This window comes from Paraburkholderia sp. BL9I2N2 (genome assembly GCF_004339745.1).
Lineage (GTDB): Bacteria > Pseudomonadota > Gammaproteobacteria > Burkholderiales > Burkholderiaceae > Paraburkholderia.
On record NZ_SMGP01000005.1, the window covers coordinates 65,814 to 81,780 of the forward strand.

A 15,967-nucleotide genomic window follows, 5' to 3' on the forward strand; every position below is an offset into this window, starting at 1 on the left:
AGGCGAAAGGTGAGGGTTTTCGGGAGCGCTCGATGCGCCCCGTTATCAACGCATTAAGCCGGCTTCGCGATCTCGCGAATGTCCGCGACCGGCGTTTGGCCGAATGCATCGCTCAATGCGTAATCGAGCAACTGGGTGGCGCATTGCTCGGGCGTCGACAGTTGGCCGTTGCGCTTGAGGTCTTCGAATCTCTCGCGCATGGGGAACTGTTCGACGCCGCTGCCGCGAATCTCCGCCTGCATATTCGTATCGATCACACCGGGCGCCAGACTGCAGATACGCAACGCACGATTCGCGTCGAGTGCGACGGCGCGCGCGTGATGATCGAGCGCGGCCTTCGTCGCGCAGTAGATGCTCCAGCCGGGATACGCATTGCGCGCCGCGCCGCTGGAAATGTGCACGATGCGCCGGTCGGTTGCGTCGACGGCGGCCGCGGCGAGCGCGCTGGCCAGCATCAACGGCGTGGCGACATTGAGGCTCACGGCGGTCGCGATGGATGTCGCGTCTTGTCCTTCAATCGGGCCGATGGGCTGCACCATCCCCGCGTTGTTGATCAACAGAACCGTTTGCGCGCCGCTGACGAAGCCACGCAGCGCATCGCTCGCGATCCATTGCGCGACGCGTGCGGTGTCGGCCAGTTCCAGTTCGATTTCTTCGAGCAGCGTCGGGAAGCGCGCTTTGAGCGCGGCATGACGCGAGCGGGACAAGCCCAGCACCGCGATCCCGCGAGCCAGAAGTTGTTCGGCGAGCGCCTCGCCCAGACCGCGCGTGTGGCCGGTGACGATCGCACGGATCGGGGAAGAAGTGGTCATGTCGGTCCTTGGGATCGTTGGCTTGGAAAGGCCGCTATTTTCTCACGCGACATTTTTCCGCGTGCGGCGGCCCTCACTGCGAGCGCGTGCGTTTCACGTCAAGCCGAGCGAAAACGCTCGCGATACTGCATCGGCGTCGCGCCGATTCGCTTGGCGAAGACAATGCGCATGCGGTCCGCCGTGCCGAAGCCGCAGTCGTACGCAATCGCCTTGAGCGCCGCGCCGCTGCTTTCGAGCAGCTTGCGCGCCGCATCCACGCGGGCGCGCTCGACGAATTCATGCGGCGTCACGCCGGTCTCCTGCACGAACACGCGCGCGAAGTTGCGTGCGCTCATGCCCGCGACATCCGCCAGTTGCTTCACCGTGAAGCTCTCGCGAATCCGTTCCATGACGTGCGCCTGGACTTTGGCAACCGGCGAGGTGTCGTCGGCGGGCGCGGTCAGGTAGGGGCTGAATTGCGACTGGCCGCCTTGCCGCTGCGCGAACACCACCAGACGTTTGGCGACGGCGAGCGCCGTGTGCGGACCGTGATCCTCGGCGACCAAAGCGAGCGAAAGATCGATGCCCGCAGTCACGCCGGCCGATGTGACGAGTTGCCCGTCGCGCAGATAGATGCGGTCGAAGTCGACGCGCGCCTTTGGAAATTGCGCCGCCAGTTGCGCTGCGTGCTGCCAATGCGTCGTGACGTTGCGGTCGTCGAGCAGGCCCGCGTGACCGAGCGCGAACGCGCCGGTGCAGATCGAACCGTAGCGGCCGCACTGGGGGGCGACGTTCGCCAGCCAGTCCAGCAGGGGCGCATCAGGCGTGGTGTCCGGCAGCTCGGGGCCGCCCGCGACCAACGCAAGATCGAACGGACCGCGGGCCTTGTCGAAGGTAGTGTCGGCGACCAGCATCATGCCGTTGGATGCTCGCAGCGGTGCGGCTTGAGCGCTGAGCAACCTCACCTCGTAGGCATCGGCGGGCGCGATGAAGCGGTTGGCTTCGGAAAACACGTCGACGGGACCGGCGACGTCGAGCGCCTGCACGCCGGGAAAGATCGCGATCGCGACGGTGGGCATCGGAAGACTTCCTTTGACGAGGGACGGGATCCGCGAGGCACGGCACCTATTTTCTGCATCTGGCGTCAGAATAGGCGGATCGCACAACAACGCGGCGTCTCGCCATGGTAATCAAAAACCTTCTCCGAAGGCTCGACCTCACCACGCTGCAACTCTTCCTCGCGGTTTACGAAGAAGGCACCCTCACGCGTGCCGCCGAGCGCGAGGCGATCGCCGTCTCCGCCGCGAGCAAGCGTCTGCTCGAACTCGAACAGGCGGTCGGCGCCACGCTGTTCCAGCGCAACGCACGCGGCATGACGCTCACGCCGGCAGGCGAAACGCTGCTGCATCACGCGCGCCGCGTGATGCGCGACATCGAGAATATCGGCATCGAACTGGCCGGTCATGCGAGCGGCGTGCGCGGCTATGTGCGCATGATGGCGAACCTGTCGGCGATCGTCGAATTCCTGCCGGAAGATTTGCGCGCGTTCCAGTTGCAGCACGAACGCGTCAAGCTCGATCTGGAAGAGCGGCCGAGCGGCGGCGTGGTCGAAGCCGTCGACGACAGCCTCGTCGACGTGGGCATCTGTTCCGGCGACGCCGACACGCGCGACCTGCACGTCGAACACTACCGGCGCGATTCGCTGGTGCTCGTGATGCGCGACGATCATCCGTTGGCGGCGCGCGAGAGCGTTGCCTTCGTCGAAACGCTGGACGGCGATCACGTTGGCCTGCACGCCGCGAGTTCCATCAATGCCCGCACGCATCTCGCCGCGCGTCAGGCGGGCAAGCCGCTGCGACTGCGCATCCACGTGCCCGGCTTTGACGCGGTCTGCCGGATGGTGCAGGCCGGCATGGGCGTCGGCGTGTTGCCGCTGAAGGTGTATCAACTCATGGGCCGTCCGCTGGGTCTGGTCGGCGCACCGCTCGAAGACGACTGGTCGGAACGCAGCCTCGTGCTGGTGGTGCGCGACGTCGACGCATTGTCGCCGGTGAGCCGCCTGCTGTTCGACCATCTGCGCTCCATCGAAGCCTCGGAAGCCCCGCCCACCACCGCTTGACGAAGAGCGTTCGCCGTTCGCGAACGGTCGTTGGCGAATTGCGGTTGGACGCTGCGGCCGCGCCGCTCATAAGCTGTCTCTCAACACGAAACCAGCTTCGGAGACAGCATTATGGGTGGACCCCTTCAGGGTATCCGCGTCATCGAGATCGGAACCCTCATCGCCGCGCCGTTTGCCGCGCGCCTCATGGCCGAGTTCGGCGCCGACGTCATCAAGATCGAAGCGCCCGAGACCGGCGATCCCCTTCGCAAATGGCGCAAGCTGCATGAGGGCACCTCGCTCTGGTGGTATCTGCAGTCGCGCAACAAGAAGTCCATCTGCGTGAATCTGAAGTCGGCGGACGGTGTCGAGATCGTCAAACGGCTCGCGGCCGATGCCGATGTCGTGATCGAAAACCTCCGCCCCGGCGCGCTGGAAAAGCTCGGCCTCGGCTGGGACGTGCTGCACGCAATCAATCCGAAACTGACGATGGTCCGCATCTCCGGCTATGGCCAGAGCGGCCCATACCGCGATCGGCCGGGCTTCGGCGCGATCGGCGAAGCAATGGGCGGCATCCGTTACACGACTGGTGATGTGGACGGCGCGCCGGCGCGCGTCGGCGTGAGTCTCGGCGATTCGCTCGCGTCGCTGCATGGCGTGATCGGCGCGTTGATGTCGCTGCTGCGCGTGAAGACGGGGCAGGGCGAAGGCCAGGTGGTCGATGTCTCGCTGGTCGAGAGCGTGTTCAATCTGATGGAAAGCCTCGTGCCCGAATACGATCTGCTTGGCCATGTGCGCGAGCGCAGCGGCGGCGCGCTGCCGGGCATCGCGCCGTCGAACACGTATCGCACCGAAGACGAGGGCTTCGTCGTGATCGCCGGCAACAGCGATCCGATTTTCAAGCGCCTGATGCAGGTGATCGGCCGTCCCGATCTCGCCGACGATCCCGCCTTGGCGCGTAACGACGGCCGCGTTCAACACTGCGCAATGCTCGATCAGGCGATCACCGAATGGACCTCGCACCACTCCACCGACGACGTGCTGGCGGCGCTCGAACGCGCTGAAGTGCCGTCTGGGCGCATCTATTCGGTGGCCGACATCGTCGCCGATCCGCACTACCAGGCGCGCGACATGTTGTTGCAGGCGCAACTGCCGGGCGGCGCGTCGGTGAAGATGCCGGGCATCGTGCCGAAGCTCTCGGACACGCCTGGCGAAGTGCGCTGGCAAGGGCCGACGCTCGGTGAGCATACCGGCAGCGTGCTCAGCGAACTCGGATTCGCCAACGAAGATATCGAGCGGCTCCGCCGCGAAGGAGCCGTGCAATGAATCGCGTTTTGAACACCCCGCACTACGACAAACTGATCGTGCAGGAAGTGGCGCCGCGCGACGGTTTGCAGATCGAACCCACCTGGGTCGACACGCCCGACAAGATCGCGCTGATCAACTCGCTATCCACCGTGGGCTTCACGCGCATCGAGGCCGGCTCGTTCGTTTCACCGAAAGCGATTCCCGCGCTGCGTGACGGCGAGGCCGTGTTCCAGCAGATCGAGCGGCAACCGGGCGTGATTTACGTCGCGCTGATTCCGAATCTGAAGGGCGCCGAACGCGCGCTGGCTTCGCGAGCGGATGAACTGAACCTGGTGATGTCCGCGAGTCAGACGCACAACCGCGCCAACATGCGGATGAGCTGCGAGTCGTCGCTGGTGGCGTTCGGCGACATCGTGCAGCACGTGAAGGGCTCGGGCGTGCTGTTGAACGCGTCGGTGGCGACCACGTTCGGCTGTCCGTTCGAAGGCAAGATCGACGAAGACCGCGTGATCAGCATTGTCGATACATACCGCGAGATGGGGATCGAGGGCATCACGCTCGCCGACACGACCGGCATGGCGAACCCGCGCCAGGTGACGCGACTGGTCACGCGCGTGCTCGAACGACTGCCGGCCGCGGCACTCACGCTGCACTTTCACAACACGCGCGGGCTGGGTCTTGCGAATGTGTTGGCGGCATACGAAGCCGGCGCGCGCCGCTTCGACGCCGCGTTGGGCGGCCTCGGCGGCTGCCCGTTCGCACCGGGCGCGTCCGGCAACATCTGCACGGAAGACCTCGTGAACATGTGCGACGAAATGGGCATTCCCACCGGGATCGATCTGGAAAAGCTGATCGCGCTGTCGCGCGGCTTGCCCGCGTTGCTCGGCCACGACGTGCCGGGGCAACTGGCAAAGGCGGGTCGTAACTGCGACCTGCATCCCGTACCCGAATACGTTCTACAAATCTAACCCTCCCCTAATCGATTAAACGACCGGACGGCTTCGCCGAATCCGGCATTGGAGACGAACATGAGTGACCTGGGCGCAGTCGCAACCGGCAACCGCGAGCACAGCGCGAACGATGCTTCGGCCATCATCCGCAAAGTCGCGTGGCGGTTGATGCCGCTGATCATGATCTGCTATCTGTTTGCATTTTTTGACCGCATCAACATCAGCTTCGCGAAGTTCCAGTTGCAGAGCGACCTCGGCTTGTCCGATACCGCATACGGTCTCGGTGCGAGCCTGTTCGTGATCGGTTACGTGCTGTTCGAAGTCCCGAGCAATCTGTTTCTGTACAAGGTCGGCGCGCGGCGCTGGATCGCGCGGATCATGATCTCGTGGGGACTGGCGACGGCCGCGATGGTGTTCGTCAACAACGAGTGGCAGTTCTACGGGTTGCGTTTCGTGATCGGCGCAATGGAAGCGGGCTTCGCGCCGGGCGTGCTGTACTACCTGACGCTGTGGTTTCCGCCGAGCTATCGCGGGCGTATCACGTCGATGCTGTTTCTCGCGTCCGCGTTTTCCGGACTGGTCGGCGCGCCGCTCGCGGGGCTCGTGATCGGACACATGAACGGCGTGCTGGGCATGCCTGGCTGGCACTGGCTGTTTCTGCTCGGCGGGTTGCCGTGCATCGTGCTCGGCTATCTGGTGCTGAAGCTGCTGAAGGATCGTATCGAAGACGCGGGTTGGCTGTCGCCGGCAGAAAAGTCCTTTCTGTCCGGGCAGATTGCGCAGCAAAGCCGTCATCCGGACACCGGGCATTCGTTGATGGGTGCCATCAGAACGCCGGGCTTTCTCACGCTTGGGCTGGTGTATTTCCTGATTCAGGTGGCGTCGTACGGCTTGAATTTCTGGGCGCCGCATCTGATTCACGTGGCGGGCACGAACAACCCGACAGTGATCGGTTTGTTGACGGCGGTGCCTTATATTGCCGGCGCAATCTGCATGGTGGTGGTCGGGCGCTTGTCCGATGCGAGCGGCGAACGGCGCAAGTTCGTGTTCGGCTTGCTGGTCATGTCTGCGATCGGCTTCTTTGCAGCGGGGTTCTTCGACAAGCAGACGGCGTTGCTGGTCGTCGCGCTGGCTGTGATGGGCGCGGGCGTGGTCGCTTCGATTCCGGCGTTCTGGGCGTTGCCGCCGAAGCTCGTCACGGGCGCCGGCGCCGCCGGTGGGATCGCCTTGATCAATACGCTCGGGCAGCTCGGCGGCATTGTGAGCCCGATCATGGTGGGGCGCGTGCGAGACCTGACCGGCAGTACCACGCCGGCCTTGTACGTGATCGGCGCGATGAGCCTGGTGTGCGCGCTGATCGTGTTGTACGGATTGCCTGACTCATTGCGACGCAAGGAAGCCGCGCGGTAAAGGCTGACCTGACGCGATCGGTCAGCCCCTGCCATGCAACGCGGCGATTTCCTGCAGGTCCAGATCGTGTTCGAGAACGCTCAGCAGTTCATCGTGAAGCAAGCCCGTTCGATGCAGCTGCAATAGCTCGACGCGTGCCGCCGAAACGGCGGCCAGCACCACGTCGTAGTGCGCGGCGCGTTCTTTCGCAGGAAAGGTGGCTTCGTCCTGATGGGCCTCGGTAATGCGAGCACGATAGCTGTACTGTTCCAGCAAGCGCGGATGAATCACGCTGCCATCCGCCCCATGCACGAGCGGCTGAATGGCGGCGAGCTGCGCGGCTTCGAGCCGTGCCCACGCCTGCGGCTCGGTCAGATGCTGTTCGTTTCGTTCGGCTGCGTGGTCCGGATTGATCCAGCGAATCAGCGCTCCGATCGTCGTGCCTTGACCGAGCACCGTCACCAGAATCACGGCAAATGAGGCGACCAGGATCAGATCGCGGCCGGGCATCTCCTCAGGCAAGGAGAGCGCGATAGCCAGCGTGACCACGCCTCGCATGCCGGCCCAGCTCGTGACAGTGGCCGAGCGCCAGTCGGGCGTGCCGCCCGTGCGGCGCGCCAATTTGCACACCAGCGCCTTCAACCATTCCACCGCGAAGACCCACACGAATCGCGACAGCACGACCACCGCGAGCACCGCGCCGACGACGGGGGCGAACGCGGCCAACACGTCGCCGACGCCGCCTAGCCGCACGATCACGCCGCGCAGCGACAGTCCGATCAGAATGAACACCAGCGCTTCCATCAGGAAGATCACGACCTGCCAGAAGGCCGTGCCGCGCATGCGTACCGCCGCCGAAAAGACTTCGTGCTGATGCCAGCCGAGCACCATCCCGCAACTCACGGTCGCGATCACGCCCGACACATCCAACGTGTCGCCGACGATATAGCTGGCCCACGCGGACAGGGTCGATGCGGTGATGATGAGGTATGCGTCGTCGAGATAACGCAGAAGCTTGACGAGCACGAAACCGATCGCCACGCCCACCGCTATGCCGCCCAGTGCGAGCACGGCGAAGCGTCCGATCGCATGCTGCGCGCTGAAGGTGCCGGTTAGCGCGGCTGCGACGGCGAAGCGGAACAGCACGAGGCCGGCGGCGTCGTTGAGGAGGCTCTCGCCTTCGAGCAGTACCATCAGGCGGCGCGGCAGCGCGACGCGTTCGAGCACCGCCTTCGCGGCGACGGCGTCGGGCGGCGAGACGATCGCACCCAAGGCGAAGCACGCGCCCCACGGCAGAGCGGGCACGACCCAATGCACGACCAGACCGACCGTGAGCGTGGTGAACGCGACGGCGCCGATCGCGAGCAGCAGGATGCCGCCGAGATTGCCCTTGAACTCGTCCCACACGGAGAAGTACGCGCCGTCCATGAGGAGCGGCGGCAGGAACACGATCAGGACCAGTTCGGGATCGAGATTGAAGCGTGGCAGTCCGGGCACGAAGGCCATTGCGGCGCCGCCGACCAGCAGCGCGGCGGCTGGCGGCAGACGCAGCCGCTTGGCAAGCAGTTCGAGACCGATGATCGCGACGAGCGACAGCAGGACGACTTTGAAGCCCATGACGGACGACATGTTCGGCCTCGGCAAATGGCTGGGGAACTACTTTTTATCACACAGCGGATGGGGTGCCTGTGGTTGTGACGAGACAGGATAGGCGTGTGGCGTCAAGCACTTGGGTGGGCTGTGCGCAGGTTGTCCACAGGCTTATGGACAATTTGTGGGGATAACTGACAGTTCGCGTCGAACCGCATTCCGGCGTCACGCGTTTCCAGCGCATTCGCCCGCAAAGTGCCGACCGGTGCTCACGCATGAACCGCAGGTCGATACCTCCATCGCATCAACCACTTGGCTGGGATGTAAGAAGGTTGTCCACAGGCTTGCCAACATTTTAGGTGGACAAGTTTTACCTTCGGCGCGGACGCCGAAGGCACACCGCCTAGGTGCTCAACTCAACTCAAGTCTTCAACGGCGACGCAGCCACCGCTTCCCGCGACTGCACCTGCAAAACCGCATCGCGCTTATCAAGCAGATGCTGCCGAAGAATCGCACTCAGCTTCTTACCATCCCGCGCTTCAAGCGCCTTCAGCATCTCGTCGTGATCATGAATCGCGCTATCCCACTTCGGAATCTGGAAATTCGACCGAAACCTGAGCGCCTGCAAGCGCCGATTCACCGCGACATAAGTCTGCCGCAGAGCCGAGTTCCTGGCCGCCTCATTGATCTTGTCGTGGATCGCCTGATTGCGGCTGTAGTACCCGGCCAGATCGTTCTGCGTACGGCACGCGAGCATCGCGTAATGCAGCGCCTTGATCTCGGCGAGTTCAGCAGCCGTCATCCGCTCGGCCGCCAGTTCGCCGGAAAAAGCTTCGAGACCACTCATCAATTCGAAGGTTTCGCGCAATTCAGCCTCCGACATCTTCGACACCGACGCGCCACGATTCGGCGAAATCTCGATCAACCCTTCCGCGGCCAACACCTTCAGCGCCTCGCGCAGCGGCGTGCGTGAAATACCGAGCGTTTCGCACAACTCGCGCTCGTTCAATTTCTTGCCCGGCTCGAGCACGCCTTCGACGATGAAGCGCCGAATGTGCTCCACCACCGTGTCGTGCAAGCGCTGCCGCTCGACCTTCGGCATCAGCGGGGAAGTGGCGACGTCGGCCTCGAAATCCGAATTTTGCATACAAAAGCCCTCAACATCTCATTAGCTCGGATTTTATAGGAAGCTGAAAGATTAGTTAATAGCGCGGGTAAACACCGGTGCCAGCGGGCAATTTTCGCCTTGGGATCGTCGGGGTTCGTCTGATATAGTTTTTTGAATGCAAAATTCAATCGGAGGAGCCCAATGCTCAAGCTAGACTTTCACCCCGCTGGCCGTCACTTTTTGCAGATTCCGGGTCCGAGCCCGGTGCCCGACCGTATCCTCCGGGCGATGAGCTACCCGACCATCGACCACCGCGGTCCGGAGTTCGGCGAACTCGGTCTGAAGGTGCTCGACGGCATCAAGAAAATCTTCAAGACGCAGCAACCCGTGGTGATTTACCCGGCCTCGGGCACGGGCGCCTGGGAAGCGGCGCTCTCGAACACGTTGAGCCCCGGCGACCACGTGCTGATGTTCGAAACCGGCCACTTCGCCACGCTGTGGAAAAAGATGGCGGAAAGCCTCGGGCTGAAGCCGGAGTTTCTCGGCCTGCCGGGCATCGAAGGCTGGCGTCGCGGCGTGCAGCCGCAAATGATCGAAGAGCGTCTGCGCGCCGACACGCAGCACGCGATCAAGGCGGTGTGCGTGGTGCACAACGAAACGTCCACGGGCGTGACCTCCGATATCGCCGCCGTGCGTCGCGCAATCGACGCAGCGGGTCATCCGGCCTTGCTGCTGGTCGACACGATCTCAGGCCTCGCGTGCGCCGACTATCGTCACGACGAATGGGGCGTCGACGTCACCGTCTCGGGCTCGCAAAAAGGTTTGATGCTGCCGCCCGGCATCAGCTTCAACGCGATCTCGCCGAAAGCCGTGGCCGCCAGCAAGCAGGCAAAACTGCCGCGCAGCTTCTGGGATTGGACTGACATCGTCGAGATGAACAAGACCGGTTACTGGCCGTACACGCCGAACACGAACCTGCTTTACGGACTCAATGAAGCGCTCGAGATGATTCTCGGCGAAGGGCTCGACAACGTGTTCGCCCGTCACGAACGTCTCGCCGAAGCAACCCGTCGCGCGGTGCGCGCGTGGGGTCTGGAGATTCAGTGCGCCGATCCGTCGGTGTACAGCCCGGTGCTCACGGGCGTGATGATGCCCGACGGCATCGATGCCGATGCGGTGCGCAAGCTCATCTACGAACGCTTCGACATGTCGCTTGGCACGGGCCTCGGCAAGATGAAAGGCCGCATGTTCCGCATCGGCCATCTCGGCGACTGCAACGACCTGATGCTGCTGGCCACGCTGGCCGGCTGCGAAATGGGTCTGCGGCTCGCGGGCGTGCCGCTCAAGGAAAGCGGCATGCCTGCCGCTATGGAATGGTTGAGCCAGCCGACCCAAGCCTCGGGCCTGAAAGCCGCGGCCTGAGGACACGAGGCGCAACCAACGGCTCGCAAAAAAGGGACTTCCCTGACGAAGGAAGCCGCGCACAGAACGCGGCCCGAACTAATGCGATGGTCCCGCGGCGCAAGCCGCTGCCGGGCAACGACGCAGCGCGCCATCTCAGGCCCGCCGTCGACACATGCAATGGAGAGAGACGATGAAGCGGTTTCGTGTGACCAGTGCGACCAGTATCGTTCTAGTGATGCTCTGCATCATGTACTTCATCACCTACCTCGACCGCGTCAACGTCAGCACCGCGGCGGCGGGTTTCGGCAAGGAATTCCATCTCTCGCATACGGAAGTCGGCCTGGTGTTCTCGGCCTTCGCGTATCCGTATCTGATCTTCCAGATTATCGGCGGATGGGTCAGTGATCGCTTCGGTGCGAAACGCACGTTGATATTTTGCGGCGCCATCTGGGGCGTCGCGACTCTGCTGACGGGTTTTGCGGGCGGCCTGGTTTCGCTGCTGGCCGCGCGCGTGCTGCTCGGCTTCGGCGAGGGCGCGACGTTTCCCGCCGCCACTTCCGCGATGGCGCGCTGGGTCGCCAAGGAAAAACGCGGCTTCGCGCAGGGCATCACGCATGCGGCCTCGCGGATCGGCAATGCGGTGGCGCCCGGCCTGATCGTGCTCGTCATGGCGACCTGGGGCTGGCGCGAGTCGTTCTATATCTGCGGCGTGTTCAGCTTGTTGTGGGTCGCCGTGTGGGCGATTACCTTCACCGAACATCCGAAAGATCATCCGCGTATCACGAACGACGAGCTCACCGCGCTGCCCGCGCCGAAGCCGAAAGTCGCCGGCGTGCCGTGGGGCAAACTGTTTCGCCGCATGTGGCCGGTCACGATCGTGTACTTCTGCTACGGCTGGACATTGTGGCTGTTCCTGAGCTGGATTCCGCAATACTTTCTGCACAGCTATCACCTGCAACTTCAGAAGTCGGCGATCTTCGCTTCGGTGGTGTTCTTCGCCGGCGTGATCGGCGACACGCTCGGCGGCATCGTGACCGACGCGATCTTCACGCGCACCGGCAGCCTGAAACGCGCACGTAGCTGGATGGTGTCGGTCTGCATGTTCTTCTGCCTGCTCTCGCTGATTCCACTGATGTTCACGCACAGCCTGTATCTGTCGATGGCGTGTCTCGCGTCCGGCTTCTTCTTTGCCGAAATGACGATCGGTCCAATGTGGGCGATTCCGATGGATATCGCGCCGGAATACTCGGGCACCGCAAGCGGCATGATGAACACCGGCTCGGCACTGGCGGCGATCATCTCGCCGGTGGTCGGCGGTTTCCTGATCGACTACTTCGGCAGCTGGGAATTGCCGTTCGTCGGCAGCATGCTGTTGATGGCGATCGGCGTGGTGCTCGCGTTCCGCATGCAGCCGGAAAGCAAGTTCGCGCTCAACGCAGCTGATAAAGCGCATGTTCCTACCGGCATGGGCGTTTGAGCGCGCTACACCGTTCCATCTTTCCGCCTCACGACACGACACTATGATGACAGCACTCAGCCGGCTTCTCGCCGATGCACGCCGCAATCACGCCACGCTCGACACGTTGCCGCCGGAGCACACACCCGCCGACTCCGCCGCGGCGTATGCGATCCAGCATGAAATCCTGGACGCATGCGGTGCGCGGATCGCCGGCTGGAAGATCGGCGCGAAGTCCGAAAGCGGTCCGATCCAGGGCGCGCCGTTGCCCGACCTCGACTTGCATGCCGACGGTGCGCGTTTGCCGCGCGAAGTCTTCGCGCCGTTGGGCCTTGAACTGGAAATCGCGTTTCGCTTCGGACGGCGCTTCGACGTTTCCACCACGCCGTATAGCGAGGCTGAAGTGCTGGCGAGCATCGGTTCGATCGGCGCGACCATCGAAATCGTGGCGAGCCGCTACGCCGAATGGCCCGCCGTCGACAAGCTCGCTCAACTCGCGGATTTGCAGAACCACGGCGCGCTGATCGTGGGCGAATTCACGCCGTATCGCGAGGATTTTCCGTTCGTGGCGCCGTCGCTGCATTTCGATTTCGACGGAAACGATGTGGTTAAAGCCACGCCTGCCAATCCGGCCGGCGATCCGCGACGCCTGCTGACGTGGCTCGTCAATCACGCCACATCGCGCGGCATTGCGGTGACGCCGGAGATGGTCGTCACAGCCGGCTCCTACACCGGCATGTTCTTTCCGCAGACGGCGGGCACGGCGAGCGGGCGCATTGAAGGACTCGCGCCGGTCAGCCTCACGCTGTACTAGCCGCTTCCCTGTTTTTGCCATAGGCCGACGATATGACGAACCCCACTTCCGCTTTACTCGTCAAGCCGATCCATCTGGTTCCATCCGCCGCGCGCCTGACGAGTCCGCTCGCGCAGCATCTGCGCAAATCACTGCGCGGCGACGTGCTGTTCGATGCGGCGAGCCGCGGCCGTTACGCGACCGACGCGTCGATCTACCAGATCACGCCGATCGGCGTGGTGGTGCCGCGCGACCAGGACGATCTGCGCATTGCGCTGGAAATCGCGCGCAGCGAGAAGGTGCCGCTGCTCGCGCGCGGCGCGGGCACGAGCCAATGCGGCCAGACGGTCGGCGAAGCACTGGTAATCGACACGAGCAAGTGGTTGAACAACATCGTCGCCTTCGATGCCGAAGCGCGCACGGTGACGGTCGAACCGGGCGTCGTGCTGGATCATCTGAACGCGTGGCTCAAACCGCACGGTCTCTGGTTTCCGGTGGACGTTTCGACGGCCGCGCAATGCACGATCGGCGGCATGGCCGGCAATAATTCGTGCGGCTCGCGCTCGATCGAATACGGCAACATGGTGCACAACGTCGACGCGATCGACGCAATTCTCGCCGACGGCAGCGAAGCGCGTTTCGCCTCGTTGCGCGAGGCGCCGCAAGGCGCGCGCTTGCAGCAGATACTCGCGGGCGTGAAGCAGATCGCCGAACGCGAGCGCGACGAGATCGTGGCGCGCGTGCCGAAGGTCTTGCGCCGCGTGGCGGGCTACAACATCGACGTGTTCGATTGCCAGAACCCGCGCGCCTATACCGACGACGGCGTCGCGAACCTCGCGCATCTGCTGGTCGGCTCGGAAGGCACGCTTGCGTTCAGCCGGCAATTGACGCTCAGGCTCGCGCCGCTGCCCGCGTATAAAACGCTCGGCGTAGTCAACTTCCCGACCTTCTGGCAGTCGATGGAGCTGACGCAGCACATCGTCAAGCTGAAGCCGGTGGCGGTGGAGCTGGTCGATCGCACGATGATCGATCTGGCGATGGACAATCCGGCGTTTCGTCCGGTGATCGGCAAGGCGCTGGTCGGTGAGCCACAAGCCATTCTGCTGGTGGAGTTCGCGGGCGAGGACCGCGACGCTCAACTCGCGTCGCTCAAGCAGCTCACGGAACTGATGGCGGACCTCGGCTTGCCCGACTCGGTCGTCGAGATGCCGGACGCGAACGAACAGAAAGCGCTTTGGGAAGTGCGCAAGGCCGGGCTCAATATCATGATGAGCATGAAGGGCGACGGCAAGCCGGTGTCCTTCATTGAAGATTGCGCGGTGCCGCTCGAACATTTGGCCGAATACACGAGCCGCCTGACCGAGGTGTTCCATCGAAACGGCACGGAAGGCACCTGGTATGCGCATGCGAGCGTCGGCACGCTGCACGTGCGGCCGATTCTCGACATGCGGCGCGACGGCGCGGTCAAGATGCGCGCGATCGCCGAGGAAGCCGCGGCACTCGTGCGCGAATACAAGGGCGCCTATTCGGGCGAACACGGCGACGGACTGTGCCGCGGCGAATGGGTCGCGTGGCAATATGGCCCGCGCCTGAATCAGGCGTTCAGCGAGATCAAGGCGCTGTTTGATCCGGACAACCGCTTCAATCCCGACAAAATCGTGCGTCCGCCGAAGATGGACGACGCGCACAATTTCCGCTTCGCACCGGGCTACAAGGAACATCGCATCGAAACGGCGCTCGACTGGTCCGCATGGAATGTCGAACGCGATCCGCTGACAGGACAGGAGACCTTGCCGGGCAGTGGCAACGATCTGTCCGGCGGTCTCGCGAAGGCCGTCGAGATGTGCAATAACAACGGCCACTGCCGCAAGTTCGACGCGGGCACCATGTGCCCGAGCTACCGCGTGACGAAGGACGAACAGCACGTCACACGCGGACGCGCGAATACATTGCGCCTCGCGATTTCCGGTCAACTCGGCGAAGCGGGTCTCGCGAGCGACGACGTGAAGGAAACGCTCGATCTGTGCGTCTCCTGCAAGGGCTGCAAGCGCGATTGCCCGACAGGCGTCGATATGGCGAAGTTCAAGATCGAGGCGCGGGCGGCGCGCGTCAAGCGTCACGGACTGCGTCTGCGTGACAAGCTGGTGGCTTTTATGCCGCGTTACGCGTCGACAGCGAGCCGCATGCCGGGTTTGATGGCGCTCGCCGATAACGTGCCGGTGCTGTCGGCGTGGTTCAAGCGGTCCGTGGGCTTCGCGCCCGAGCGGAGCTTGCCGCGCTTCAAGAAGTCGTTCCTCGCTGATGCGGTGTCATCGCGCAACGCAGCCCAAGGTGTCGCACTCAAAGAAGTCCTGCTGTTCGTCGACACGTTCAACAACAACATGGAGCCGGAAAACGCGCGCGCTGCGCAGCAGGTGCTGGAGGCCGCGGGTTACACGGTGCACTTCAATACGCGCCAGGGTGAGCGGCCCGTGTGCTGCGGCCGCACGTTCCTCGCGGCGGGTCTCGTCGATGAAGCGAAGCAGGAAGCGCGGCGCATGCTCGATCTGTTCAAGCCATTCGTGGAGCGCGGCGTGCCGATCGTCGGGTTGGAGCCATCGTGCTTGCTGTCGTTGCGCGATGAGTTCCTGCACTACGGCTTTGGCGATGAAGCGCAGCGGCTGGCGAAGCAGGCGCTCCTATTCGAAGAGTTTCTGGTGCGCGAGGAAAAGGCCGGACGTTTGCAGCTCGCGTTGAAGCCGTTGGCCAAACAACAGGCGTTGGTGCATGGTCATTGCCATCAAAAGGCCTTCGACGCCTTTACGCCCGCGCAAACCGTGTTGAAATGGATTCCTGATTTCAAGGTATCGACGGTGGAGTCGTCGTGCTGCGGGATGGCGGGCAGTTTCGGCTATGAGGCCGAGCATTACGCGACGTCGCAGGCAATGGCCGAGCTGTCGCTGCTGCCGGCGGTGCGCAAGATGGATGGCAACACGCTCATGGTCGCGGACGGCACGAGTTGCCGGCATCAGATTCACGACGGCGCCGGCGTCGACGCGATCCATGTGGCGCGCGTGCTGGCGATGGCGTTGCAGTAAATG

The 15,967-nt window shown here is 63.6% G+C and carries 12 protein-coding genes; 8 read left to right on the forward strand and 4 right to left on the reverse strand.

Annotated elements, in window-relative coordinates; translation table 11 throughout:
• Positions 1–53: 53 nt before the first annotated feature.
• Positions 54–812 (reverse strand): SDR family oxidoreductase, encoded by a 759-nt coding sequence (locus B0G74_RS42005; RefSeq protein ID WP_132383437.1) that lies wholly within the window; start codon positions 810–812, stop codon positions 54–56.
• Between the two features lie 98 nt (positions 813–910).
• Positions 911–1,870, reverse strand: a complete 960-nt coding sequence (locus B0G74_RS42010; RefSeq protein WP_132383438.1) for a GlxA family transcriptional regulator — start codon at positions 1,868–1,870, stop codon at positions 911–913.
• Between the two features lie 104 nt (positions 1,871–1,974).
• Between B0G74_RS42010 and B0G74_RS42015 the strand changes: the two genes are divergently transcribed.
• The 4 genes from B0G74_RS42015 (at position 1,975) to B0G74_RS42030 (ending at position 6,557) form a co-directional block, all read left to right on the forward strand.
• Entirely contained in the window at positions 1,975–2,910 is a 936-nt protein-coding gene (locus B0G74_RS42015) for a LysR family transcriptional regulator (protein WP_132383440.1), read from the forward strand.
• A 111-nt stretch (positions 2,911–3,021) separates the two neighbouring features.
• Positions 3,022–4,215, forward strand: a complete 1,194-nt coding sequence (locus B0G74_RS42020) for a CaiB/BaiF CoA-transferase family protein (RefSeq protein WP_132383442.1) — start codon at positions 3,022–3,024, stop codon at positions 4,213–4,215.
• Positions 4,212–5,165 carry a hydroxymethylglutaryl-CoA lyase gene (locus B0G74_RS42025; RefSeq protein ID WP_132383443.1) on the forward strand — a complete coding sequence of 318 codons (954 nt, stop codon included), beginning with the start codon at positions 4,212–4,214 and terminating at the stop codon, positions 5,163–5,165. Before B0G74_RS42020 ends, B0G74_RS42025 begins: the two co-directional genes overlap by 4 nt.
• Positions 5,166–5,225: 60 nt before the next feature.
• Positions 5,226–6,557, forward strand: a complete 1,332-nt coding sequence (locus tag B0G74_RS42030) for an MFS transporter (RefSeq protein WP_132383445.1) — start codon at positions 5,226–5,228, stop codon at positions 6,555–6,557.
• Positions 6,558–6,578: 21 nt separating this feature from the next.
• On the opposite strand, the gene B0G74_RS42035 is transcribed toward B0G74_RS42030, so the two are convergent.
• On the reverse strand, positions 6,579–8,165 hold the full coding sequence (locus B0G74_RS42035) for a Na+/H+ antiporter (RefSeq protein WP_132383447.1): 1,587 nt from the start codon (positions 8,163–8,165) through the stop codon (positions 6,579–6,581).
• 382 nt (positions 8,166–8,547) lie between these two features.
• Positions 8,548–9,273, reverse strand: coding sequence for a GntR family transcriptional regulator (locus tag B0G74_RS42040; protein WP_132383448.1), 726 nt, complete (start codon positions 9,271–9,273; stop codon positions 8,548–8,550).
• A gap of 162 nt (positions 9,274–9,435) precedes the next feature.
• On the opposite strand from B0G74_RS42040, the gene B0G74_RS42045 reads away from it, so the two are divergent.
• The 4 genes from B0G74_RS42045 to B0G74_RS42060 all read left to right on the forward strand — a co-directional run bounded on the left by B0G74_RS42045 (position 9,436) and on the right by B0G74_RS42060 (position 15,964).
• Positions 9,436–10,656, forward strand: coding sequence for an aminotransferase class V-fold PLP-dependent enzyme (locus tag B0G74_RS42045; RefSeq protein ID WP_132383450.1), 1,221 nt, complete (start codon positions 9,436–9,438; stop codon positions 10,654–10,656).
• A gap of 172 nt (positions 10,657–10,828) precedes the next feature.
• Complete coding sequence (locus B0G74_RS42050) at positions 10,829–12,115, forward strand: MFS transporter (RefSeq protein ID WP_132383452.1); 1,287 nt, start codon at positions 10,829–10,831, stop codon at positions 12,113–12,115.
• 43 nt (positions 12,116–12,158) lie between these two features.
• Positions 12,159–12,908 (forward strand): 2-keto-4-pentenoate hydratase, encoded by a 750-nt coding sequence (locus B0G74_RS42055; protein ID WP_132383454.1) that lies wholly within the window; start codon positions 12,159–12,161, stop codon positions 12,906–12,908.
• Between the two features lie 32 nt (positions 12,909–12,940).
• Positions 12,941–15,964: an FAD-binding and (Fe-S)-binding domain-containing protein gene (locus B0G74_RS42060; RefSeq protein WP_132383456.1), complete on the forward strand. Its 3,024-nt coding sequence runs from the start codon at positions 12,941–12,943 to the stop codon at positions 15,962–15,964.
• Positions 15,965–15,967: the final 3 nt, after the last annotated feature.

Excerpts from the sequence above, each read along its gene's own strand:
- B0G74_RS42005 (WP_132383437.1), bottom strand. The coding sequence starts at position 812 with ATGACCACTTCTTCCCCGATCCGTGCGATCGTCACCGGCCACACGCGC.
- B0G74_RS42010 (WP_132383438.1), bottom strand. The coding sequence starts at position 1,870 with ATGCCCACCGTCGCGATCGCGATCTTTCCCGGCGTGCAGGCGCTCGAC.
- B0G74_RS42015 (WP_132383440.1), top strand. The coding sequence starts at position 1,975 with ATGGTAATCAAAAACCTTCTCCGAAGGCTCGACCTCACCACGCTGCAA.
- B0G74_RS42020 (WP_132383442.1), top strand. The coding sequence starts at position 3,022 with ATGGGTGGACCCCTTCAGGGTATCCGCGTCATCGAGATCGGAACCCTC.
- B0G74_RS42025 (WP_132383443.1), top strand. The coding sequence starts at position 4,212 with ATGAATCGCGTTTTGAACACCCCGCACTACGACAAACTGATCGTGCAG.
- B0G74_RS42030 (WP_132383445.1), top strand. The coding sequence starts at position 5,226 with ATGAGTGACCTGGGCGCAGTCGCAACCGGCAACCGCGAGCACAGCGCG.
- B0G74_RS42035 (WP_132383447.1), bottom strand. The coding sequence starts at position 8,165 with ATGTCGTCCGTCATGGGCTTCAAAGTCGTCCTGCTGTCGCTCGTCGCG.
- B0G74_RS42040 (WP_132383448.1), bottom strand. The coding sequence starts at position 9,273 with ATGCAAAATTCGGATTTCGAGGCCGACGTCGCCACTTCCCCGCTGATG.
- B0G74_RS42045 (WP_132383450.1), top strand. The coding sequence starts at position 9,436 with ATGCTCAAGCTAGACTTTCACCCCGCTGGCCGTCACTTTTTGCAGATT.
- B0G74_RS42050 (WP_132383452.1), top strand. The coding sequence starts at position 10,829 with ATGAAGCGGTTTCGTGTGACCAGTGCGACCAGTATCGTTCTAGTGATG.
- B0G74_RS42055 (WP_132383454.1), top strand. The coding sequence starts at position 12,159 with ATGATGACAGCACTCAGCCGGCTTCTCGCCGATGCACGCCGCAATCAC.
- B0G74_RS42060 (WP_132383456.1), top strand. The coding sequence starts at position 12,941 with ATGACGAACCCCACTTCCGCTTTACTCGTCAAGCCGATCCATCTGGTT.